The organism is Candidatus Methylacidiphilum fumarolicum (assembly GCF_949774925.1).
GTDB lineage: Bacteria > Verrucomicrobiota > Verrucomicrobiia > Methylacidiphilales > Methylacidiphilaceae > Methylacidiphilum > Methylacidiphilum fumarolicum.
This window is the reverse complement of the sequence record NZ_OX458932.1, coordinates 57,469-80,370: the sequence shown is the minus strand read 5'-3', so window position 1 is coordinate 80,370 and position 22,902 is coordinate 57,469. Positions and strand designations below refer to the sequence as shown.

The window sequence follows — 22,902 nt, the reverse complement described above, 5'->3', positions numbered from 1 at the left end:
TATAATACCAACATTTACACTTCCAAAAGAACAGAGGCGGGTTGTTCGATAAACTCTTTAACAAGGACCAAAAAACTGACAGCTTCTTTTCCATCAATCACTCGATGATCGTAGGTAAGAGCAAGGTACATAACGGGCCTGATTTCCACTTTCCCATTGATTGCTACAGGCCTTTCTTTAATCGCATGCATTCCAAGAATGCCACTTTGAGGTGGATTCAGTATAGGCGTAGAAAGCATAGAGCCAAAGACACCGCCATTGGTTATCGTAAAGACTCCTCCTTCAATGTCTTCGAGGGTAATTTTCCCACCTCTGGCTTTTATAGCTAGTTCTTGAATCGTCTTTTCAATCTGGGCAAAACTTAGATTTTCAGCGCTACGAATCACTGGTACGATTAATCCTTTTTCTGTTGCAACAGCTATCCCCAGATCCAAAGTGGAAGGATAAACGAGTTCATCCTCTTCAATCCGCGCACCGACCTCTGGTATTTTTTTCAAAGCCTCCACTACCGCTCGGACAAAAAAGGACATCAGCCCCAGTTTGACTCCATATTTCTCTTCGAATCTCTTCCCATAATTTTTTCTTAATTCTAGCACCGTACTCATATCGACTTCATTAAACGTTGTTAAATGAGCGGTGCCAATATGAGCTTCCAGCAAACGCTGAGCAATCTTCTTTCGAATAGGACTCAGTGGTTTTCTTTTTTCTTGAGGACCTAGAGCAAAAGCCTCGACTTCTTTTGCCTCTTCTTTTTCTTCTTTTTCTTCCTCCATCAATTGTAGCGCTTCCTCTTTGGTTATCCTCCCAGGGCGCCTCAGGGGAGCTTCTACAGAAGCCTTTTCTTCCTCCTCTTCCTTTTTTACTGGCTCTATCAATTCTTTCTGCGGTTCCAAAACTGTTTTTTCCTCTTTTTCTTCTTCTTCTTTGATACTTGCACTAGGCTCCTGCTCCATCTTTCCCGAAGGCAATTCTTCTAATTGAGCGATGGTTTGCCCTACCTTCACCTCTGAGCCTTCTTTGACAAGAATATGCAATATTCCTTCTTTCTCAGCATAAATTTCCGTAGTGATCTTCTCGGTTTCAATTTCACACAAGGCATCTCCAGATTGCACTCTTTCCCCTTCTTTTTTAAGCCATTTGCCAATCAATCCAGATTCAATCGATTCACCAACAGAAGGCATTTTTATATCCATTGCGACCTAGCTCCTGGGTTAAAAATAAATTTACATAAGGGTTATCTGCCAAAGGCATCTGAAAGAAGCTTTTGCTGTTCAAGCCGATGGTAAGCCATTGAACCAGTCGCCGTGCTGGCTGAAGCCTCCCTACCAGCATAAAGGACAGGAAGAGAAAACATATCGTTAAGTTTAGGGAACATATAACTCCAAGCACCCATGTTTTTTGGCTCCTCTTGACACCAAACAAGGGACTGGGGCTGATACCTTAAGACAATCTCTTTGAGCTTCTTCTCATGCAGGGGATATAGCTGTTCGATTCGAACAATGGGAATATCCATCCTTCCAATCCGGCTTCTGTAGTCTATAAGATCATAATAGACCTTTCCAGTGCACAAGATAACTTTTGAGCTTGGTTGATTGACCTGAGGATCTGCCAAGACCTCTTCGAAAGCCCCTTGAACAAATTCTGGAATGGACGAGGCACATTGCGGGTTGCGTAGAAGGCTTTTATGGGTGAAAAGGATTAAGGGCTTAGAAAATCCTCGCAAAACCTGTCTTCTTAAGATATGAAAATAATTGGCTGGGGTAGTGCAGTTAGCCACAACGATATTATCTTCAGCACAAGCTTGAAGGAATCTTTCCACCCGTGCACTAGAATGCTCAGGACCCTGCCCTTCATATCCATGCGGCAATAGCAACACAATGTTCGATGTAACGCCCCATTTCGATTCAGAGCTAACGAGGTATAGATCTATAATAACCTGAGCCCCGTTAGCAAAATCACCGTATTGAGCTTCCCAAATAATTAAGGCCTCAGGATAATCTAGAGAATAGCCATAATCGAAACCTAAAACAGCATATTCGGAAAGGGGACTGTTATAGATACAAAATATCGCCTGGTTGGGATGGATATTCGCTAAGGGAACATATTTCTTAGAGACTTTTGTATCATAAAGTACCGCATGCCTTTGACTGAAAGTCCCACGCCGACTGTCTTGACCGGATAGTCTAACTGGAATTCCCTCGTAGAGAAGGGTGCCAAAAGCCATGGTTTCAGCAAAAGCTAGAAGGATTGGCTGTTTTCCTTCTACCATGGCTTTCCTTTCTTCAAGGATCTTCCGGATTTTAGGATTAAGATTGAAATCAGGAGGCTCCCTCACCAATGCATGGCCCACATAAAGGAATTCTTCCAAAGGAACGGCTGTTTTCACTGGATCAAAAATCCTGGGACATGCTAACCTAGGCCTCAAGGTGGGAGGGTTTTCTTGTTTAATCCATTCCTTCGATTCCTCCATTTTTTGGTTCAACTCAGCAACAAATATTTTTCGGTATTCATTTGCTTCTTCTCTTGTCATCTCTCCTGATTTTATCAACTGATCCAAGAAAACATCACTGATATTGGGATGCTGTGCTATTGCCTTATAAAGAAGAGGTTGAGTAAAGCTAGGTTCGTCCCCCTCATTATGTCCATACTTTCTATATCCCACAAGATCAACTACCACATCCTGACCAAAAACTTGTCTATACTCTAAAGCTAGCAGTACAGCAAATACAGCTGCCAACGGATCATCACTGTTGACATGAAAAATAGGAACTCCTAACATCAAGGCTACTGCCGTACAATGATGCGTGGATCGCCCATCCTGAGGAACCGTTGTAAAACCAATCTGATTGTTGACAATAATATGCAGAGTACCACCAGTTGTATACCCCTCAAGCCTGGAAAGATTCAAAGTTTCCTGCACAACGCCTTGCCCCATAAATGAGGCATCACCATGAATAAGCAGAGGCAAAACTTTTTTCCTCTGCTCTGTATCTTTTAGTCTTCTTTCCCATGCCCTGGCTTTGCCTTCCACCACAGGATTAACAGCTTCCAAATGGCTTGGGTTAGGCGTTAGCCCTACTGTTACAATAGAACCAGATTTAGTTTTCAGAGCTGCTTCAAACCCTAAATGATACCGAACATCCCCATTACCCAATACCCCTTCTGGAATATAATTTTCAGAAAATTCATCAAAGATGACCTTGTAATCCTGCTGCAAAACATTGGCAACAAAATTAAGCCTTCCTCGATGCGCCATTCCGACAACAAGCCGATCAATCCCATGGGCCGGACAGGCTTCTATAAGAGCATCCATCATAGGAATGAGCGTACAACTTCCTTCCAAAGAAAATCTTTTCTGTCCAACGTAACGTGTATGTAAAAACGCTTCAAAAAGTTCAGCCTTCAACAGGTCATAAAGAATCTGTTTTTTATGTTCTTTCGAAAAACCAGCATAAAAAGATTTTCCTTCAATCCGTTGGGATATCCATTTTCTTTGCACAAAAGAATCCATGTGCATAAACTCAACAGCCAACGTAGAACAATAAGATTTTTTAAGAATCTCTAATATCTCCCGTAAAGTTTTCCGCCCCCCTCCAGCCAGATCTCCAGAATCAAAGTAGCTCTCAAGGTCTTTTTGATTTAACCCAAATCTTTCTAGCTTCAATTCATCATATTCATATTGATTGAATCCCAACGGATCAAGATTGGCTATATAATGCCCAAGGGTGCGATAGGCATGAATAAGTTCATAAACGGCACGTTGTTTTTTTAAATCATCGGCTATAGCTCGCCTTTCAACTTTCTTTCCCAGCTGACCATTTTTTAAGGATTCATATCCGAACTCAAACCCTTCAAAAAAAGCGCTCCAATCAGCAGAGACAGAAGCCGGATCTTTCTTCCAGCGTTGGTAATATTCCTCAAGTAAAGCAAGATTTTCGATTCCAATGGATTTCCTGTTTGACATAACCATGGAAGAAGCGGAAAGAGAAGGCTTTTGTCTCATACTGTAAGAAAAACAAATTTTACGGATGGCCTAAGATCAATATTTATAAAACTTATATTCTTTAGTAAACAAAAAAAGAAAGAAAAATAAATATTATATATAAATATTTTTGATTTTTCTAAATTCTTCAGCTTTTTCTTTCATCCCCTCTAAAAAGGCATCGTCTGTCGTCAGCTTATTTTTTTCCGCGTATTTTAAGACTTCTTCGGTGATTTTCATTGAACAGAACTTAGGTCCACACATCGAACAAAAATGGGCATGCTTGGCCGCTGGCTGAGGTAAATTTTCATCATGGAAAAGCCGAGCTGTTGGAGGATCAAGACTTAAATTAAATTGATCTTCCCATTGGAAATGAAACCTAGCATAGCTCAAAAAGTTATCCTGTAACTGAGCCCCTGGAAACCCTTTTGCCAGATCAGCAGCATGAGCCGCAATCTTATAAGCTATGACCCCAGTTTTTACATCCTCAAGATTAGGCAACCCTAGGTGTTCTTTAGGCGTGACATAGCATAACATCGCACAGCCAAACCAGCCGATCATGGCAGCTCCAATGGCACTTGTAATATGGTCATAACCAGGCGCAATATCCGTAGTCAATGGTCCAAGGGTATAAAAGGGAGCCTCAAAACAATGCTTCAGCTCTAAATCCATGTTTTCTTTAATCAATTGCATAGGAATATGCCCAGGTCCCTCAATCATCACTTGCACATCATGTTCCCACGCCTTTTTAGTCAGTTCGCCAAGGGTAAAAAGCTCACTAAGCTGAGCCGCATCATTAGCATCCGCAATGGCTCCTGGTCTTAACCCATCTCCTAGCGACACACTGATGTCGTAGCTCCTTAAAATTTCACAAATTTCATCAAAATGCGTATAGAGAAAATTTTCTTGATGATGGGCTAAACACCACTTAGCCATGATGGAACCTCCCCTACTAACAATGCCACAGAGCCGATTGGCTGTATAAGGGATATATCGCAAAAGGACTCCAGCATGTATGGTGAAATAATCTACTCCCTGTTCGGCCTGTTCGATCAGAGTATCTCTATAGATTTCCCAACTCAATTCCTCAGGAATCCCCCCAACCTTCTCTAACGCTTGATAGATGGGAACAGTCCCTATAGGCACAGGGCTTGAACGAATAATTAGTTCACGAATTTCATGAATGTTTTTTCCGGTAGAAAGATCCATGACCGTATCGGCTCCCCAAAGAATAGCCCAAACCAGTTTTGCTACCTCTTCATCCATCGATGAGCTAATTGCAGAGTTTCCAATGTTCGCATTTATTTTGACTCTAAAGTTACGGCCAATAATCATCGGCTCCAGCTCTGGATGGTTAATATTAGAGGGGATAATCGCTCTACCCGAGGCAACTTCTTTCCTTACAAATTCTGGAGTTATCTCTTCTGGCAACGATGCTCCCCAGGCCAATCCCGAGTGCTGGCTATAAAGTGGGCCTTTGCCTTGGCGAAGAGAGGAACCTTTCCTACCTAAATTCTCTCTTATGGCTACGAACTCCATCTCTGGAGTAATAATGCCTTTTTTGGCATAATGCAGTTGGGTAACCCTTCTTCCAGCTTTGGCACGTAAAGGCAGACGCTTTTTTAACAAAGGAAGCTTTTGAGCACCATTTTTCAAAAGAATAGCGGCTTTATCTTTGACCGATACCCATCCATTGTCTTCAGGTTTAATGGGCCTGCCTTCGTAAGGTTCACAATCTCCTCTTTGTTCTATCCACTCGGCTCGCAAGGGGAAAAGCCCACTGCCTATTTCTACCCCAGCAAAAGGATCTGTATAAGGTCCAGAAGTATCGTAAGCATAAAAAAATGAATGATCTGTTGCTTCCCCAGAACCATTATGAGCAACCTTTATTTGTCTAAAGGGAACGTTTACCCCTCTATTTTCCCCTTGGATATATACCTTTTTGGAATTTGGGAAAAAAGACAAAAGGAAGGAAGAAAGTTCTTTTCCTTTTGAAACAATATCTAAATACGTCAGTCGACTACTGTTTTGAGCCATTGTTGCTTCCTCCTTTCAGAGGACAGCCGAACAGGAGATAAGAGCATAAGAACAGTGCATATCCTTTCCCTCCGCCGGCATTATCCGGATCAGGTTCATAGGGTCGTTCTCCTCAATCATTAGAGAAGAACCTCTCAGCCATTAGGCTCCCCATGGATCACTTAATACTTATAACTAAAAAAAGCCTATTTATCAACTGCTATTCCTCTATGATTATCTTTTTTGGTATAGTCAGTTAATTCTTCTTTTTTTAAGTTTCTAGCTCTTTTTCCACACAAGCATAAGCAGCATGATTATGAATGCTTTCCATATTCTCGGCTTCTACGCGGTACCAGAGTATATCTTGATTGGCATTGAGCCTAAGAGCCACATTCCTCACTAAGTCTTCTACAAATACAGGATTATCGAAAGCCAATTCGGTAACATACTTTTCATCGGGTCTTTTAAGAAGAGAATAAATCGGACTACTGGCCGAGGCTTCAACAAGCTCAATGATGTCTTCAATCCAGATCGTTTGGACAAATCTTATGGCTACCGACACATACCCTCTTTGGTTATGAGCTCCCCGATCGCTTATTGCTTTTGAACAAGGACACAATGTGGTCACAGGCACAGTAACCCACATAACAAAATCCGTCTCATCAAGATAGGCCGCTGCTTCAAATCTTACCTGATAATCGACAAGGCCTTTTGAACCAGTCACTGGAGCATTTTTTTCAATGAAATAAGGAAATTCCATGATTACATGGGCAGTTTCCGCATGTAATTTCTTCTGGAGTTCATGGACGATCGAAAAAACATTACAGACATGTACCATCCGACCATGCGCATTGAGCACCTCCACAAATCTGCTCATGTGTGTGCCCTTAAAATGATGCGGAAGATCCACAAGAAGGGATACGGTAGCCACTGTATGTTGGCTTTCGAAATTTTTGTCGCGTACTTCTATAGGATACCTCAGACCTTTAACTCCTACTCGGTGTATTTTGATTTTTCTATGATCCTGTTGGCTTTGACAATCAGCTAAAGAAGCAGATAAGGAATTTTTCATAAGAGTAGAAACGTTAGGCATTTGGAAAAGTATACTTTTTAGATAGACAAGGCAATACTATTTTTATTCGAACAGAAAGATTGAAAATGTCCTTATTTTTGGACAATTTTTTTTAGACAAATCACTAAAAAAAAATACATTCTTAATTCCCGAGGGCAGATAGCTCAACGGTAGAGCAGGTGCCTTTTAAGCACTTGGTTCAGGGTTCGAATCCCTGTCTGCCCACAAGTTTAGTTCTTCTGGTCATATAGCTGCAAAACCATTTTTTGGAAATTCAATAGCACCTTGTATCTAGAAAAGAGCCTATTTCCAATTATGCCGCCTATAGGTATTTCTTCTCTTTCTTCTAGATCCGATGGAAGTTGAGTAAAAGTTTCGCTTATTTTCTTGATTGCTACTGGTCCAAACCTCAATGAGCTTCTAGCAGTTCCTGAAAACCCAAAAAATATATTCCTATATTTTTGATTAAATTCCAATGGATACCCTCCAGACCCAGTGTCATAAATAAAAAAAATTTCCTTCGACTGCATGCTTCCTTTTACTAGCAGAAGTCCTTGAGGGCTAAACAAAAAAGGAATTTCAGCCAATAATTTTGACCCAGAAAGAAAGGCAGCCTCTAGCTCCATAGCTTTTTTTGAAATGACAATCTTCTTTGTTTGATAATCAATGAGTATATTGAATCTTGAAAGCAAATCTGTTCCTAATACCCCATGAAAGCAATTCTTAGCATCAAAGGAAAGTGGCTTTAGCTTTTCAATGAGTATTACCGGAACATTTTTAATTGCCAAAGAACCAATGCGTAAAATGGGGAGAGTACTCAAAGCTCCCTGAATCCTTTCTCCATTGCTTAAAACCAATTCCGATGCACCCCGTTCTTTTAGTCCAAGAGCTTCTGCCACTTGTTTATCCACAATAGATGTCGAAGCTCCTGTATCGATAAGAAAAGCAAAAAAATGGCCGTCAATTTCTATGGGAACGACTGGATAAGAGGTGCTAAGCATTGGACAGGTTGCATTTTGAAAAGGATTCGAACACTCAAAAGGCTGCTTTATCGTCAAATAAAAACGGGCCAGATCGTTCAAATGGGCTTGGTACATCCAGAAGATTACTCCCCTTCTATCGTTTTCCCGAAGAGAGGCTATGGCCAAAAGTTCACAAAGCTTTGCATCCTCTGGAGAGAGGGAATAACACATTTGAAAAAATTTTCTGGCTTCACTATTCCGATTTCGATAAAGAGCTAAAAATCCTCGGGCTTTATAAGCCTTTAGAAGCTCTTTTTTGCTGGCTAAAGACTTATATTGTTCTTGATTTACTCGCAGGTTTTTACAAAAGGAATTTTGAGAGAAGGAAATCTTGAAAAGAAGAATAACAATCCCTACCTTTGTCATAACCTTCCAGGAAAATAAAACCTTTCTTGAAAATGTATTGCTATTGGGACGATAAAGCTCTTTCTTATTGTTCTTTGCATGCAAAATCGATCTTTTCGATCGATACGCTTTAAGGCCGGGTAGTTTTATATGAAAAAAGACCATGATACCTATCAGTGGGCTGCTCTTTTTGATTGGGACGGCGTCATTGTCGATTCAGTCAAACAGCATGAACAAAGTTGGCGCATGCTTGCAGCCGAACAACACAAAGAAGTGGAACAAGATTTTATGAACAAAACATTCGGAATGAAAAATGAAAAAATCATTTCCGAGTTTCTTGGCTGGACTCAAAATCCCGAAGAAATTATGCAACTTTCAAAGAGAAAGGAAGAACTTTATAAAAAAATTGTACAGGAAGAAGGCCTTTGTCTTATTGATGGACTCAAAGAGTTTCTGGATTGTTTAAAACAGAAACATATTCCCATGGCTATTTGTTCTTCGACAACAAAAACCAACATCTTCTTCGTGTTAGAAAAATTAGGAATCAAAGAGTATTTTTCCGTTATAGTAGGCGCTGAAGACGTCAGGGAAGGCAAACCACATCCTGCTCCTTATCTAGTAACAGCTAAAAAATTGGGCTATGTGCCCAGCTGCTGCGTAGTGTTCGAAGATGCCCCTGCAGGAGTTGAATCTGCAAAAAAGGCTGGTATGAAAGTGATCGCTTTGACCACTACAAGACCTAAAAACAACTTAGAAAATGCAGACCTAGTAATTTCTAGCTGGAAAGAATTGTCTTTAGAAACAATCGATGTTCTTTTTAATGCTGTCTCTCAGCAATAGAAGGAGACAACCATCTTTTTGTTTCATTCATCCTTGTGAAAAAAATATTAATAATTCTATTTATTCTTTTCTTAAGCTTTTATCGCATTGGGAATGCCGCAGAGGGAATCTGGATAGATCTAAAGAGTGGAGCAATTGTAAGTCAAAAAGAACTACTAGAAGATCTTTCCAAGGCTCGAATTATCTATTTGGGCGAAGTACACACGCTTCATAGCCATCATAAAGCCCAATTTGAACTTTTAAAACTTCTATACAACAGACACATTCCTCTGGCTTTGGCATTGGAATCCCTCGAAGCCAAAGACCAAAAGATAATCGACCAGTTTATAAATGGTCAGCTTTCTTTCAAACAATTTTCAGAAGCCATTCAATGGAAAAAGAAATGGCCTAACTACTTGGATTACAAACCACTTTGCCTTTTTGCTCAAAAACATCACATCCCCTTGATCGGTATAGACACGCCTCATTCTATTGTTTCAAACGTAGCAAGGAAGGGCTATAACTCCATAACAAAAAAAGAAAAAGCCGAGTTCCCATTGGCCACCATAACACCGTTATATAGGAGATTTTTAACCCCCTATCTTTCGGTCCATGCTTTTATGGATAAAAAAAGGATTGCCTTGGCTATAGAAGCACAAAGACTAAGGGAAAGTTCTATGGCAAAGCACATCCTAAGCTTTTTAAATTCTCCTCTTGGTTCTCAAAGAACCATCTGTGTCGTTACAGGAGAGATCCACGTCCGTTATGGTCTTGGCATTCCCCAATTGACACAGCCTTTTGCTCAAAGAATCCTCCTCTTTGGTTCAAAAGAGCCCCTACATCTCTCTAAAAGAGAAAAGCAAATAAGTAAACAATTAGTGTTAGATCACCAGAGCTTTTCTTTTATTCCCTCCACCGTAGCCGATTATTTTGAAGTCTTAGCGTTTTAATCAGATAAAACACGCTGCAAACCTTTCCCAGAAAGGAGAGGAGAAAGAGCGTCATTCTGGTGTTCTCTGACTTTTGATATACTCTCGGATAAAGGACAGAGGAGCGCCTCAACAGCTCCCGACGAAATAATTTGGGGATCAGAGGCCGTCCTAAGAGCTTTCGGCGAATCTGCCAAGAGAATTTCTTTCGAATCAGGCCGCTGGAGACGCCTTTTTAAGACTCATCACCAGCATGGATATAGTCCCTTTGGGTGGATAGATCCCCAAAATGGGCCCGAGGTCTTCTCCCCATCACATTCCAACCATTCGGATTCAAAATCTTGAGAGACAAAGTTCATAAACTTGCGCAGCTCTTCCAAAATCTCTTTGGGGAACATTCCGCACCGATATTGAGGAACAAAGACCAAATGGACTAAAAGATTATATACTCAATGTGTCGATCTGGAGGGCTTTCGTTTGACTTTGTCATAGACCAAGTAGAGACTAAAAAAATTGAAAATTCTCAAGTCATTTCGATTCCGTTTGGATCCCCATCACAGAATAAGACCTGCGCCCTTGCCCCGTTACCGGCTGATGAGTGTAGTGGGGCTGGATCAAAGCACTGGTCTTGCAAAAGAGAGGGCTAGTGGCAGACTACCCATCTCTCTTGTATTATGAGCTTGCCTGACTCCTAACACTCTAGAGATTCAGTAAGGAATATCCTGTTTATCCAACGCCTCTGTGTCCCCTTTACAATGGACGCTCAAGTTTTTGGATCGGACATTCCGGATGGCGTTTGACGAGTCCAACCCAGCACGTTCCCCGGTATTCAAGAAAAAGGACTGGTACGGGGCGAGACTGCACTCTAGGGACCCAAAAAGATCCAGCTCGAGCTGTCGACCAATGACGCGGAGGGACGGTATGGCTTGCCGAATGTTTACCAGCCCAAAATCGGGTGGGGGGAAGAAGTTCTGCCAGTCTCGCACCATCGAGGGGACGTTCGGAAAGCTATGGAACATGACAGAATGGGTACTGATAGTTCTCTTTCCAGACGGAGATAGAAGGGCCGAAGCTTTTCTACCCATCAACGTCGGCTGTGGGGAGCGAGCGGGGAATGGTACATTTTTTTGCGTTGTCGGACGACTCGTTTGCCTAGGCACCGGGATGGTTCCGGCGGGATGAAAAGGAACTGGCTTGGGAAATGCGAAAACTCTAGCCCATCTTCCGCAAGTTTTTGACCATTTTGTTGATGTATCAATGACTTATGTATATTTGTGTAGGCCTCAATAATTTATTTTTCTTTTATTATTATGTTGGCATCGTGTAGAAAATATGTTAGTTAGGTAGGCATGTACTTGCAGGAGGTCCGCACCCGCCACAAAGGGAAGATCTATCGATCCTATATTGTCCGAGAGTCCTACCGGGTGGGGAAGCAGGTGAAGACACGCCGGATTGCCAACGTGACCCGATTGCCGGAAGAAGCTCGGGAAGTGCTGGCGGCGGCCTTGCAAAAGAAGCGTCTTGTTCCTGTAGAGGGGCTCGAAGTCCAGGAGGCACTTGATTACGGAGGATTGGCCGTTCTCGAAGAAGCCTGGGGTCGCTTTGGCCTCGATGAAGTCTTTGCCCGTGTTGGCTCGGAGCGGAAACGAAGGCTTTTGAAGGCAATGATCTTTGGCCGGATTCTCTTTCCTTCCTCGAAGCTGGTCCTTCGGGAGGAAGCGCGGGGGACTCTTCTGGCCAAGGCTTGTGGGCTCGAAGAGAAGGATCTGGATGAAGACGAGCTCTACCGGGCGATGGATGAGTTAAACGGCTGTTGGAGTGGGATTGAGAAGAAGCTTTACCAAGGGAGTCAGCCGCAGGGGGCGAGCCTGGTGCTCTACGATCTATCAAGTGTTTACTTCGAAGGGGAGGGCCCTGAGGGACTAGCGCAATATGGCTATAGTCGGGATCACCGGCAGGATCGGCGCCAAGTTCTTCTTGCGGTGGCTACGGATGGTCGGGGGATTCCGTTCCATGTGGAAGTGCTGAGAGGGAATCGGGCGGACCGCACGACCTTGACGGGGCTCTTGGTCACGCTCAGACGGAGGTTTGGGATCCAAGAGGCGACCTTCGTCTTCAACGGGGGGATGAGGAGTTGTTGGAACTTGGAGATCCTGACTGGCATGGAGCTTGAGTACGTGACCCGGTCGACTCGGGCCAAGCTTCAGGAGATTCTCAGTCGTCTGCCTGAAGACCGGCAGCTTTGGCTAACGGACCGGACGCGGGTACTGGAGATTGAACAGGAGGGAGTGCGCTATGTCATTGCGGGAGGAGAGTGGCGGGCTCAGCGGGACCGCGAACGGCGGCAAAGCCGCATTGCCCAAGCAGAAGAGGTGCTCCGCCAGATCACGAAGGCGGCACGCCGGCAGGTGAATCCCGTGAATCTCGGCAGCCGGGTTGGCCGAGCGCTGCAGAGGCTTCAAGCGCACAAATACTTCCAGTACGGCGTCGACGCAAGCGGCCGGTTCTGGTGGAAACTGGATCAGGAGCGGGTCAAGGAAGAAGAGGCGACTGACGGCTGGTATCTCTTGGAGACCAATCTCCCGGCGACCAAGGCTTCGGGCCAGGCGGTGCTCACCCACTATAAGCAGCTAGCTGTGGTCGAAGCCGCTTTCTCGGAGCTCAAGAGCTACCTGGAAGTCCGTCCCGTCTATCACTGGCGACCGGACCGGGTCCGCAACCATGTAAGGATCTGCTTCCTGGCCTTCTGGATGAGTGCGCGGCTCGGAGTCGAATGGATGGCCAAGGGCTTTACCGAAGAGGTGCCCAAGGTGCTTCGGCGTCTTCAGACGATCCGCTTGGTCAAACTCTCCCTAAAAGGACAACCGCTGATCGGACTCTTTTCTCAGATTCCTCCCGAGTTGAATGCCTTGCTTCAAAAGATCGATCTACTCTCCCTCTTCGCTTCTCCGCCCAAGTGGGCAATGTAGGCAGAACGAAAAATCTATTTCGTTCTGTTGCAATCATTTATGACGCAACGTTGCGGAAGATGGGCTAGCAGAAGAAATGGTTTTTGTGAAACTGGAAGAAACAGAAGGTCAGAGTTCAGCGCCTTCAGGGGCATATCGTGAATGGTCTTCGAAATTTTTTGAAGAAAGCTTCCAAAACCATCAGCAAAGCCCACGCGGTGGGGCTTATAGAGGATTTGCCGATCAAAAACATAACCCGGTCAGCCAAGTAGAAGAGAGAAAATCCAGGAAAGAAAGGGCAGGCGAAGAGCCGGATGAACAAATCGATCCTGGACCAAGGGTGGCATACAACCTAGTCCAACAAAGTGTCCCAAGCGAAGAAGTATGGGCCACCGAACATCTCCTTTTAAAACTAATTCCAAATGCATTCACGGTAAAGCTAGAAGATGTTGCGAACGTGGTGTGACTAGACTCATGATATCTGGAAGATTCGTTAAAATCGAATTATACGACTTGGCGAGTGTCATCATCAATAGCTAGCAGGTTAAAGAATCGAGTTATAGAGCATCCTGGCGCTTAGTGCTCTATTTTTTTCCTTTTTCCAAATATGGTGGGCCTGTAAAAATTTCTCTAGGGTGAGCTTTTGAAAAGCTGACAAAACAAATGAGCCGGCTATTACCAACCGGCTCACAAGTCATCATGAGTTCCAATGAAGCCTCAGCTCTTCAGCTGAGGGAACCATCTTTCCTCCTTCCTGGCCACACATTGGCCAATCCTTAAACGAAGCCTCAGCTCTTCAGCTGAGGGAACCATCCAGGTGGTATTCCTTCCAGCATGGCAGAAAACCTTAAACGAAGCCTCAGCTCTTCAGCTGAGGGAACTGATTTTAGGCCTGGCATGGAAGTCAGTCATGGCAAGCTTAAACGAAGCCTCAGCTCTTCAGCTGAGGGAACGATTAGAACTGATAACCATAAAATTCAATGACAGGAGCTTAAACGAAGCCTCAGCTCTTCAGCTGAGGGAACTGCCGCCTTGCAACCAATTGATACTCAACACACAATTTGCACATTTGCGAGCGTGTGTCACCACCTACATATCGCTTCTGCCATAACCACATATAATTTTTCACAACTCATTGTCACGCAATGTTCGAGCACGACTGCTACCCTCGATGAGCATCGAAGCGCTCGCAAACCCAACGGTTCTCAAAGAACATTAACACCAGCCAAACAACCTAGTCCAGCAAAGCGTCCCAAGCCAAGGAGCATAGGCCCCTGAACCTCTTCTTTTAAAACTAATTCCAAATGCATTCGCGGTAAAGCGAGAAGATGTTGTGGAGCCTTGGCTTGTTGGGCCAACTCGCAACCCTTGAAAAATGGCTCTCGCCGCACCTGGCATTGCTCTACGCTATTCTCCTCAATGCCTGCCTCAGATAACATCGCCGCCAACATTGTGTGTAAACGACCTTCCCTATTTCGACCTCGCCGCTGCCAATGCCCCGGAAAAACAACCGGCGTAACGGTTCGCCACACCTTAGATTTACCTCCATACATCGGCGATAATTTATGTTCCGCCTCTAACACAGCCATCATCTCGCCTCCGGTATTCGTTAAGCAGCAGCCGTCCAATACGTCCACAATATCCGTGTTTTCGTTATCGGGTACAAGCACTGCAACGTGGCGTATGAGTCCATCGCCATGCTTCGGATGCACGGAGGGCAACGGAACGTACGCCCAACGATGCCGGATTTCGCTTATTTCGCAGTGACCCATCACTACACGTTTGATCCATGCCGGATCACGGAGCTTGCCCAATGCCTCGCCTGCCGCATGCCGCACCCAAGCTGCAATAATGCTCGCGCTCGACCAGGGAAACGATAGGATGGTCCCGCTTGTTGGCGACGTAAGTAGGAAAACTCGCCACTTCCACGGCTTTGGATTGCTCCAAGAGTATAGCACGTAGCGCTCCTCGGAAGGCGAGGAGCGAACGTTACTGATACCGTTACGCCATCTCCGCTCCAAGAGATCGTAATAGCCTGGAAATGGCACTTTTATGCGCTCACCTCTCATGGCTGGCTTATATGCATCGCCTGGAGGACGAGCATCATCTTCCAGGATTTTTCCCGAGACCCATACCGAATCAGAACCGTGCCCCAGAGCGATGATCCGCCGACTCATCCGGCATATGATTCTTGCCATCTCCTCCTCTCCGCTTGGGAACCGCCATAGAAAATGCAACGGCTCCTGGATACGGTGTGGATATTTCCATTTCTCAACTTTTCCCTGCTTTTCATCGTTGTTCACCCCGTATTGTATGTATGGCGTGCCTATCCTGTATGGAGGCACGAGAATCTCTGGTGGATCCAGTCTTTCCAGCCACCGGATCGCGGCTTTCTCCTCCTCTCCCCACTCGAGTTTGCGGCAGCCAGTACGGTTTCCGGCCACAAGAGCACAAAAAAATTTTGCTGGACTGGGAGGCCATTCAATGCCGTTGTAGCAACCGTGAATGAAGTTCACGGATATACACAATGTTTTTGTCTCTGTGTGAGAACCACTTGCCATCATGATGGATCCCTTTTATCCCTCAGATATTGAGCTCTTCCAGAGCCGTGGATTCGTCTGCCTTTTTCTTTTTCTTCTCATTGCTCTTTTCGACGAATTGTTTGGCCATTTCTGTTTCGAATACAAAGGTCTCTTCCTTAAGCGGTTGAGATGGCAAGTATCGCTTCGTCCACTCGACCAATGCCTCTGTGCTTGGCACCACAATCGGTTCTCTTGCCTGTTCGGTCACCAAGTACGTTGTGGATGAAAGCCTTCTCAGATTGCAGCCTTGACGCAGCCAGAGGCAAATTCTCGCCGTCGCTGCGATCATGCTCAAGCCGAGTATGTATCGGCGTAGCTGGTTTGTCTTCTCAACATTAAGCTTACCGTCTTCCCCTGGAGTGCCAAATGCCCGCAAAGCGCAAAGGTTTACTTCGGTTTGCATGCATATTCCACCACCAATCATTACGCCCCCCCCACCCAACGCCAAGGGCGCCATCGAACCCCATCTCACTCAGTTTCTTCTGTGGTTTATCTGCTCCGAAAATCTCGCTCTTGTAATCAACTGGTGGAACATACTGGAAAGGCATGTGAATCGGCTTAACGTCATATGCCAGGGTGCATGATCGCAAAACGCCCGAAATTTTCAAGTTACTGTTTTCCCCCCTGGAATCCCACGCACCGAAAACAAGCGTCGTTGGAGCTATTTCAGCTAACGGCCAAGCATTCCCATTCAAGTATTTACTTAATGCCTCAGCTATTTTGCTGTGCCCTTTGCTGCACTTTATCATTACGTCGGCGGCACGGTGAGGAAGCTCAAGAAGGCTCTTCTTCTTTTCGTTAATGATAATCTGAATTTTCGGAACAAGATCCTTAAACTCTTCGCGCAAGAAAATCGGCTCCCGGCGATTGTTTGCGCTCGCGGGAGTATCCAGTATGCACACATTGTGGCCATCCGGCAGTTCGTCTATGCAGTAAGGGGGTGTTGTTTCTTCTTCATCAAGAGCGCCGAAAGTCGGCGGCTTGACCGGGAAACGCCAGCCACCCGCCGGCTCCAACTGCTCCTCAACGACCACAGCTATCACGTTCTCGTCCGTGATCCAATTCTCCATCTCTTCCACACTGACGTTTCGCACATTTGATGCATTCATTTGTCCTCCTTTCTATTCCTCTCTAGCGTATTTCCAGTTTTTGTTTGATCCGCGCCACTCGATCTCATGCCAGTAGCGTTTTCCTTCTACCTCCAGTAGTCTAACCATCGCTAGCCGAGCGGATGGCAATGGCAGCGGTCTAGTCCAAAGCATGTATCTGCCACGCCAGTCCTGATAGCTCGTCGACAGTTTGGACCACAGTAGACCAATCGACGCCAAAAGCTCGATTCCCGGTTTATTGCCATGAGGCACAATGGAATGTCCAGTGGATCGCGTCGTCCAGGCTATGGATGGATCCACGCCAAGGGCTGGATTGTCACCTTTCCATTTCAGCCAATTCTCGTTTCTTTGGCTCCGGCATTCGCGCAGTATACCATTAAAGATCTCCAAGCCGTCTCTCTGTCCGGCCCAGAGTTTCATCGGAGCAAAAGGTTTCAGTTCCCCCTTCTCAGACCACTTGAGCCACCAATCCAGCCGAAGCGGCTCTAAGCCGGGAATATGAAGTAGAATTGGATCGTCCTTGCTCTCGTCTTCGTTCTCGCCAGATTCTTCCTTTTTCCTTTTTTCATTTTTCTTGGCTACGCGTTGCACTCTTGTCTCGTCAGAAAGAAGGCGCCGCAATGCCTCATCCAGAGGCCCGTTTGTCACGAATCTCGAGTCTTTCTCATCTAGCTCAAATCTAAAGAGGGATTCTGGCTCGATGCGCCCACAAAGCTCGGCAAGACCGCAACAAGCCCAGGCATGTCCAGGATTGTTTGGATCAATCCCAACAATTGACTTTTCCATGTTCATGCTTGCTGTTCCTCCATGGAAACTAGGGCATCTGCTGCCCGCAGGATGCTTTCGAGGTAGGCTAAACCCCAATGGCCATATTTGGACTGCAACCTTGCAAATCGAGCGTCGGCTTCTGCTGCCCGTTTCGGGTTGAATTCCACCGCAGCAGAGGGGAAATTCGGTCTAGACCATCCATGGTGAGCGGCTATTATATGCGCTTCCAGATCCGACATTGCATCGGATACTGAATATAACTCATGGCGGAAGCCGAAAGGCAGTTTCCCATGCTGCGTAAGAAATTTCGCCACAGACTTCTCGCTTGAGTTTCCGGCCGCCTTTTGCCATCGCTCATCCTTTTTTCCGTCATCATGCCTGAGGCCGCAGCGCTGCATCATTTCAATCAGTGCATCATCTAACCCCAATGCCTTCGCGACGCGCTCGCATTCCTTGGCGACGCGATCCTGGTGCTCGGACAATAGAATGGTCGTCGCTCCGTTTTTTTCGCTGGCGTCAGTCTTGTCAGCCCAAACGATATATGCCAGCAATTGTTGGGATACATCATCTTCGGGCGAAAGGCGCACAACTTTCCGTTTGGCTCGAGCCGCCCCAATCTTTCGATAAAACTCCTCCAGCGAGTCGGCACCAACCTTTTCCTCTTGTCCAAGACGTATCGATACAAAAAAGCCATCTGAATCTTCCTGGATCAAGTAACGTCGCCGTTTCTCACTCTCATCATTATCGGCCACATCCAGTATTGCATTGGATGTCTTGTCCCCGCCGTCATAGACGAGACAACCAATCTCTTCGTCGAAGCCACCCGCCTCGACGGGCAACAGGATCATCGCCCCCCGTAGGTTGGTTCTCAACAGATCTGCGATGTTCATAACCTCTACCGCTCCCACCAGGTATTGCACGATGCATTTGAGCTCAGGTTTCGCTCCTCCGATAGCCTTGCGCAGGCGATCAACCGTTGTCCGTAGCAGCTCCCGAGGCTCTACCGGGTAGAAATCCAAGATCTCCTCGATCTTTTCTGGGCTAGCCTCTGCCAATAACGGAACATCAGCTCTCCATGCGACATGGCATTCCGGAGCTCTCTCAGGCTCGATGCCGTGCAGGTACTCATCCAGATTGATCAACCGTTTTGGCAATTGGACAGACGTCGCTGCCAGGGCATCGAGAATGATGCGGTCCAGGATCAGGAGGCTCGGTGGCTCCCGGAAGGTTTCATCAGGGGGAGGAGTTTGGGCAATGCGTTCCAGGCAGGCGTTACAGGCAATGGTGTCTTGCAAATACTCCAGGGTTTTGGATATGCGCTCGTCCTTTTCATCTTTTGTACTAATGACGATGACTATTAAGGCCTCCTCATCGACGCCTGACCTACCAATCCGACCGAAGCGTTGCAGCATCGATTCGGCGGTCGTCGCATCGCAAACGCCATGATCGGCATAGAGATCAGCTCCCACTTCTCCGGCGCTTGTCGCCACTAGGTAAGCCGAGGAACCGATTTCGTGACGATCCGGCCTTGTGAAGCGCCGATAGTTGGTGTCACTATCGGTCATTCGGTCTCGTTCCCAACCCCGGATCTCTCCGGTGAGCAGGCTAACCTCGCATTTGCTTTCCTTTCGGATTAGCTTGGCTGCCTTGGCGGCATCTTCCGGGCTCTTGGCAAATACAACGATGCGTGAGCCAGGATATTTTTTCCCTAGCTTAATCGCTTGATCCTTCAATTCCGCAGCCAAATTGGATTTGGCTTTGACAAATGTGAGCCGCTTCGCCCGCTTGAGTTTTTTACTCAACACTGGATCTTGTTTGTCATCCTCTTCGAGGCGGAAGGCGTTCTCCGAATTGCGCTGGGTGGCGCTCATCCGAATCCAGTGGGAGGGCGCAAGTCCGCAAATCTCGGATTCAGTACGCAAGGTCTCGATTGTATCGAGCAGTGCGTCGAACGCGGGCTCAAGATGGGCTTCGTCTAGCACAATCAGAGAATCAAATCCAAGAAGACCAGCATGATGGGCACGCCGCCATGGACCACAGCCGTAACCTCGGAAGATAAGGCGGCTTCCCAGCATGTCCACCGTGCCAACGATGATGGCCGGACGGGATGGATCCAAATACCACTCCCGGTTGTCGGCGAGCTGCCCTCGCAGGGTGCTCACCGCAACAGGCTGTTTCGGCCATCGCCCTCCAGAGAGCATTACCAGCTGTCGTCTCACTTCTTCCAACTCCGGCTTGTCAAGTTTTTCTGTCAAACATCTTGCGTCGTCGCTAGCCTGATCGACCACAACACGTCGATTCACGATCCATACAAGTCTACGCGGAAGCCGGATGGGAGAATTGGCTAGCGCAAGCAAGTAGCATGGAATGAGCGAGGTTTTCCCTGTCCCGGTCGGCAAAACGATTCTTCGCAAGCCCTCCCATTCGCCGGTGACAAGCTTTTCGTAAAGACGGATCTGCCAGTAATAGGGTTCATGGCCGGTCAAGTGGCAGAACTGGCTAGTGAAATCTTTCATCGCTTAGGAGTTATTCATAAGACTCTAGATTAGAAAAGAGAGTGTTGTTTTGCCTTTATCAATCCAATAGCATATCAGGGAACATCCAAGCATGTCAAAAGTATTTGCTATAAAATATGCTTTTGCCACACTGTGGTTGCCTCTACAGCAGGCGAGGATGCCACAGTACGTATCTGCCCTTTTAATGGGTTTGGCACCTGGCGTCTATTAGTTTTGTTTGGACGAGCTCCTCAACAGACTTTGCTAGCAAGGAGGTGGTTAAGGAAAGTCCAGGGGATGCTATCCCCCCTGATATTCCTCGAAACGAAGGGTGCTAGAGCCACTAGAAATTGCCAGTCGCAAGGTGCAAATTACGCCTGACCATGCTCGCTTGCGGTGTAAAACGCTGTGCCATCAAGGGTTTAGAAGGGAGAGGTGGCACGCTTTTCGATACGAAAAGAGATGATTCATGAGCGTGAAAGAGCCACGCAACTTTGCTGATGCCGGGTCGGCCTGCGTGATTGCTGATCGAAGATACCGCCTCCCCCCCAGTGATCGTGAGGCTCTACGAAATATACTTCACTGGTTTCTCCTGGGACGAGATCGTTCCTTATTCGTTTTAGAAGCGTATCAACAGTGACTTTCCAAAAAAAACGGAAACGGACGATTAATCCAATTGACGCAGAACCTTATGGTCATGAATCAATTTTCCCTTTTCCGTATTTTGAGGGGTGGGAACCGGACGTGTACCCGGCGCTGAGTATGTATCGAGAACTGCCCCAGCCCAGGAATGTGGTCCTCCTTGGACTGCGTTCATCAATCAGGTGCTGGTACCAAAGAAGAAAAGATTATTTCACCATCTATCCGAATCTTCCACAAAGGGTCGGCAAGACACATGACTTCTTTTTGGTGCGAGTGGAAGTTTTGAAAGCGGATCACAGGGTGTTTATCAATTTTGGCACGGCGCTAGCTCCTAGCTTGCTCGAAGTTTGTTCAGGCTTTCGCGCTTAACCTATATGACTTTGTTCACTTATGTATGTTGACAGCGACATCGTAAACAAGCATGTGAGGCAAGCACATGAGAATATCATTAGAGCTTTCGAAGCTAGCATTACTGATCAACTCTGTCATCTATTTGAACTGGAGGACTGATAACAGGCGATTCTAGTATTAGATCTTTGTGATCAATTGACAATTTATGTATCGGAAGGGTCAGAGTTGATTCTGATTCTTGTTTCTCCTGGCCAAAACGGATGGTTTATCTACCATCCAGACAGAAACAGATTGGACTACCGCGCGGTTTCTGGCATTGGCAGACAGATGGAGCGAGGAATGCAGGCATCTTTCCTCGATCAGGGACATGGTGCTTCATCCTGCCTATCAGCAGATTATTGGCATGGGCCCAAGCATGCTACTGTATATACTGGATGAACTCGAACGACATCCAGACCACTGGTTTTGGGCATTACGGGCGATTACGGGCGGAAATTCCATACGCTCAGACAATCAGGGTCGCGTGCGTGAGATGACTCTGGATTGGCTTGAATGGGCTGTACAACGTAGACTTCGCTAATGAGTGAGTACTTGACCTTTTAGTTCTTTCGGCTTGGTGCAAGAAAGAATATTATGCCATCACGAGTCAACCAAAGGAGGACTATAACTGCATCGCATAGGTGGTGGGAGATACTCCGCGCTGGTGGTGGCCGGATAAATTCGGATTGTACTACTGGTCTTAGGGAGCACCCAAGAGCGAGACGTTGGATGCATTCGTTAAGGCTTTTCGGATGCTTGGATTCTAGGAATGCCAGCTTGTGGATATCGAACCAGATTGGGAGAAATTGGCGATTTATACTCAAGAGGATGGATCATCCATACATGCTGGCCGACAGCTTGAGGAGGAAACATTGACAAGCAAACTTGGGGAATTCAAAGACATACAGCACGCCAACCTCAATCAGATGACTAGATGCGACTATGGTAGACCGTTATTCTCCTGTATAGCCGAGGCAATCGAACATCTTCTCTAGAAAAGGCAAAACGTTGAGTGCTCGGGGCCTTTGTCCACCGACTGATCTCGTGAAGCTGCACTCCTACGTCGAAAGGGGCGGCAACTGAGTTGGTGTTCACTATCAATCTCGGAGTCATCGCCGCAAACGAGCCGTCTTGGCACAATACCAAGGAGAAAATAACGAATTTGGCTCAGCTGTAAGCAAGCCCCAAGTATATTTTTAGGAAAATTTTTAGGAAAAAGTTTCCGTATGCCTAATTGCTGAAACTCCAGAGTTAAAAAGAACAATTTTAACTCCTGTTGGGAGGTAGCTAAGAGATATAACATTTGGAAATGGCTTTGTTCTTAGGAAAAATTCTAATTCCACAATTCTCCTCTCTTGCCTTAAAAGCACTAATGACAACCTATCCTATCTCTTACAGCCGTATAGGCTTGCGACGCATAGCATCCAAAAGCCTTTCTAAAGTCAGCAGACACTAATTGGGACGCAGCAGAACAACAGGAGAGAGGAGAGTTTAACAAGCCCAATGAGGAAATGATTTCTTCATGACTCCTTCAGGCACCCTTAGACTGCCATGAGGGAGAAAATTTATTTTTTAAATATCGAAATCTTTAAACTGGCTTGGTCTTTGGGAGACCAAGAACCCTATCCCCCTCCTTCCATTTGCCTTGCTTTTTCAAAATATTAATTCGCTCATATCTTTTGAGCACGTTTCTTTTGGCGGCTAACATGGAACCACTTCGGTAGCTTCTATGTTGAGACATCTTACCCTCCCACTATACGTTTTTAAAATTAAAGAATTTCTT

General features: G+C 46.0%; 17 protein-coding genes, 1 tRNA gene, 1 pseudogene, 1 CRISPR repeat array and 1 riboswitch. Of the genes and pseudogenes, 7 read left to right on the top strand and 12 right to left on the bottom strand.

The window, feature by feature from the left end; all coding sequences use genetic code 11:
• Positions 1-14: 14 nt before the first annotated feature.
• The 4 genes from odhB to folE2 form a co-directional block, all read right to left on the bottom strand.
• Entirely contained in the window at positions 15-1,193 is a 1,179-nt protein-coding gene (gene odhB, locus QOL44_RS00350; RefSeq protein WP_009062068.1) for a 2-oxoglutarate dehydrogenase complex dihydrolipoyllysine-residue succinyltransferase, read from the bottom strand.
• Positions 1,194-1,234: 41 nt separating this feature from the next.
• Positions 1,235-4,003, bottom strand: coding sequence for a 2-oxoglutarate dehydrogenase E1 component (locus QOL44_RS00345; RefSeq protein WP_009062066.1), 2,769 nt, complete (start codon positions 4,001-4,003; stop codon positions 1,235-1,237).
• Between the two features lie 93 nt (positions 4,004-4,096).
• Positions 4,097-6,019 carry a phosphomethylpyrimidine synthase ThiC gene (gene thiC / locus QOL44_RS00340; protein ID WP_009062064.1) on the bottom strand — a complete coding sequence of 641 codons (1,923 nt, stop codon included), beginning with the start codon at positions 6,017-6,019 and terminating at the stop codon, positions 4,097-4,099.
• 48 nt (positions 6,020-6,067) lie between these two features.
• Positions 6,068-6,182, bottom strand: a riboswitch (TPP riboswitch).
• An 87-nt stretch (positions 6,183-6,269) separates the two neighbouring features.
• Complete coding sequence (folE2, locus tag QOL44_RS00335; protein WP_045086437.1) at positions 6,270-7,070, bottom strand: GTP cyclohydrolase FolE2; 801 nt, start codon at positions 7,068-7,070, stop codon at positions 6,270-6,272.
• 153 nt (positions 7,071-7,223) lie between these two features.
• Between folE2 and QOL44_RS00330 the strand changes: the two genes are divergently transcribed.
• Positions 7,224-7,295, top strand: a tRNA-Lys gene (locus QOL44_RS00330).
• Between the two features lie 5 nt (positions 7,296-7,300).
• Here the strand turns inward: QOL44_RS00330 and QOL44_RS00325 are convergent.
• Positions 7,301-8,458 carry a retropepsin-like aspartic protease gene (locus tag QOL44_RS00325; RefSeq protein ID WP_009062059.1) on the bottom strand — a complete coding sequence of 386 codons (1,158 nt, stop codon included), beginning with the start codon at positions 8,456-8,458 and terminating at the stop codon, positions 7,301-7,303.
• 129 nt (positions 8,459-8,587) lie between these two features.
• Between QOL44_RS00325 and QOL44_RS00320 the strand changes: the two genes are divergently transcribed.
• Complete coding sequence (locus QOL44_RS00320; RefSeq protein ID WP_009062057.1) at positions 8,588-9,277, top strand: HAD family hydrolase; 690 nt, start codon at positions 8,588-8,590, stop codon at positions 9,275-9,277.
• A gap of 35 nt (positions 9,278-9,312) precedes the next feature.
• The gene (locus QOL44_RS00315; protein WP_009062055.1) at positions 9,313-10,206 is read left to right on the top strand and encodes a ChaN family lipoprotein; all 894 of its coding nucleotides are present in this window, start codon (positions 9,313-9,315) and stop codon (positions 10,204-10,206) included.
• A gap of 108 nt (positions 10,207-10,314) precedes the next feature.
• Here the strand turns inward: QOL44_RS00315 and tnpA are convergent.
• A pseudogene (gene tnpA, locus QOL44_RS11405) lies at positions 10,315-10,675 on the bottom strand (IS200/IS605 family transposase).
• 859 nt (positions 10,676-11,534) lie between these two features.
• Between tnpA and QOL44_RS00310 the strand changes: the two are divergent.
• Both QOL44_RS00310 and QOL44_RS00305 read left to right on the top strand, forming a co-directional pair.
• The gene (locus QOL44_RS00310) at positions 11,535-13,154 is read left to right on the top strand and encodes an IS1634 family transposase (RefSeq protein WP_045086442.1); all 1,620 of its coding nucleotides are present in this window, start codon (positions 11,535-11,537) and stop codon (positions 13,152-13,154) included.
• Positions 13,155-13,239: 85 nt separating this feature from the next.
• Positions 13,240-13,599: a hypothetical protein gene (locus tag QOL44_RS00305; RefSeq protein WP_134373201.1), complete on the top strand. Its 360-nt coding sequence runs from the start codon at positions 13,240-13,242 to the stop codon at positions 13,597-13,599.
• A gap of 238 nt (positions 13,600-13,837) precedes the next feature.
• Positions 13,838-14,158: direct repeats of the CRISPR family, unit length 35 nt; unit sequence CTTAAACGAAGCCTCAGCTCTTCAGCTGAGGGAAC.
• A 180-nt stretch (positions 14,159-14,338) separates the two neighbouring features.
• Here QOL44_RS00305 and csb2 read toward each other — a convergent pair.
• Genes csb2 through cas3g form a run of 5 tightly spaced genes read right to left on the bottom strand, consistent with a single transcriptional unit; the run spans position 14,339 to position 20,108 of the window.
• Positions 14,339-15,697: a type I-G CRISPR-associated protein Csb2 gene (gene csb2, locus QOL44_RS00300; RefSeq protein ID WP_009062043.1), complete on the bottom strand. Its 1,359-nt coding sequence runs from the start codon at positions 15,695-15,697 to the stop codon at positions 14,339-14,341.
• Between the two features lie 19 nt (positions 15,698-15,716).
• Entirely contained in the window at positions 15,717-16,004 is a 288-nt protein-coding gene (locus tag QOL44_RS00295; protein WP_134373198.1) for a hypothetical protein, read from the bottom strand.
• Positions 16,005-16,056: 52 nt separating this feature from the next.
• On the bottom strand, positions 16,057-16,824 hold the full coding sequence (gene cas7g, locus QOL44_RS00290) for a type I-G CRISPR-associated RAMP protein Csb1/Cas7g (RefSeq protein WP_009062039.1): 768 nt from the start codon (positions 16,822-16,824) through the stop codon (positions 16,057-16,059).
• Positions 16,825-16,836: 12 nt separating this feature from the next.
• Positions 16,837-17,610 (bottom strand): hypothetical protein, encoded by a 774-nt coding sequence (locus QOL44_RS00285; protein WP_134373196.1) that lies wholly within the window; start codon positions 17,608-17,610, stop codon positions 16,837-16,839.
• Between the two features lie 2 nt (positions 17,611-17,612).
• The gene (cas3g, locus tag QOL44_RS00280; RefSeq protein WP_009062036.1) at positions 17,613-20,108 is read right to left on the bottom strand and encodes a type I-G CRISPR-associated helicase/endonuclease Cas3g; all 2,496 of its coding nucleotides are present in this window, start codon (positions 20,106-20,108) and stop codon (positions 17,613-17,615) included.
• Between the two features lie 1,210 nt (positions 20,109-21,318).
• Between cas3g and QOL44_RS00275 the strand changes: the two genes are divergently transcribed.
• Together QOL44_RS00275 and QOL44_RS00270 are read left to right on the top strand one after the other, a co-directional pair.
• On the top strand, positions 21,319-21,660 hold the full coding sequence (locus tag QOL44_RS00275; RefSeq protein WP_009062029.1) for a hypothetical protein: 342 nt from the start codon (positions 21,319-21,321) through the stop codon (positions 21,658-21,660).
• Positions 21,661-21,898: 238 nt separating this feature from the next.
• Positions 21,899-22,114 (top strand): DUF7689 domain-containing protein, encoded by a 216-nt coding sequence (locus tag QOL44_RS00270; RefSeq protein ID WP_009062027.1) that lies wholly within the window; start codon positions 21,899-21,901, stop codon positions 22,112-22,114.
• A 593-nt stretch (positions 22,115-22,707) separates the two neighbouring features.
• On the opposite strand, the gene QOL44_RS00265 is transcribed toward QOL44_RS00270, so the two are convergent.
• Positions 22,708-22,860 (bottom strand): small basic protein, encoded by a 153-nt coding sequence (locus tag QOL44_RS00265; protein ID WP_079199499.1) that lies wholly within the window; start codon positions 22,858-22,860, stop codon positions 22,708-22,710.
• Positions 22,861-22,902 lie beyond the last annotated feature (42 nt).

Excerpts from the sequence above, each read along its gene's own strand:
- QOL44_RS00295 (WP_134373198.1), bottom strand. The coding sequence starts at position 16,004 with ATGATCGCAGCGACGGCGAGAATTTGCCTCTGGCTGCGTCAAGGCTGC.
- QOL44_RS00265 (WP_079199499.1), bottom strand. The coding sequence starts at position 22,860 with ATGTCTCAACATAGAAGCTACCGAAGTGGTTCCATGTTAGCCGCCAAA.
- QOL44_RS00325 (WP_009062059.1), bottom strand. The coding sequence starts at position 8,458 with ATGACAAAGGTAGGGATTGTTATTCTTCTTTTCAAGATTTCCTTCTCT.
- QOL44_RS00345 (WP_009062066.1), bottom strand. The coding sequence starts at position 4,003 with ATGAGACAAAAGCCTTCTCTTTCCGCTTCTTCCATGGTTATGTCAAAC.
- csb2 (WP_009062043.1), bottom strand. The coding sequence starts at position 15,697 with ATGATGGCAAGTGGTTCTCACACAGAGACAAAAACATTGTGTATATCC.
- odhB (WP_009062068.1), bottom strand. The coding sequence starts at position 1,193 with ATGGATATAAAAATGCCTTCTGTTGGTGAATCGATTGAATCTGGATTG.
- cas7g (WP_009062039.1), bottom strand. The coding sequence starts at position 16,824 with ATGAATGCATCAAATGTGCGAAACGTCAGTGTGGAAGAGATGGAGAAT.
- thiC (WP_009062064.1), bottom strand. The coding sequence starts at position 6,019 with ATGGCTCAAAACAGTAGTCGACTGACGTATTTAGATATTGTTTCAAAA.
- QOL44_RS00285 (WP_134373196.1), bottom strand. The coding sequence starts at position 17,610 with ATGGAAAAGTCAATTGTTGGGATTGATCCAAACAATCCTGGACATGCC.
- cas3g (WP_009062036.1), bottom strand. The coding sequence starts at position 20,108 with ATGAAAGATTTCACTAGCCAGTTCTGCCACTTGACCGGCCATGAACCC.
- QOL44_RS00310 (WP_045086442.1), top strand. The coding sequence starts at position 11,535 with ATGTACTTGCAGGAGGTCCGCACCCGCCACAAAGGGAAGATCTATCGA.
- folE2 (WP_045086437.1), bottom strand. The coding sequence starts at position 7,070 with ATGAAAAATTCCTTATCTGCTTCTTTAGCTGATTGTCAAAGCCAACAG.
- QOL44_RS00320 (WP_009062057.1), top strand. The coding sequence starts at position 8,588 with ATGAAAAAAGACCATGATACCTATCAGTGGGCTGCTCTTTTTGATTGG.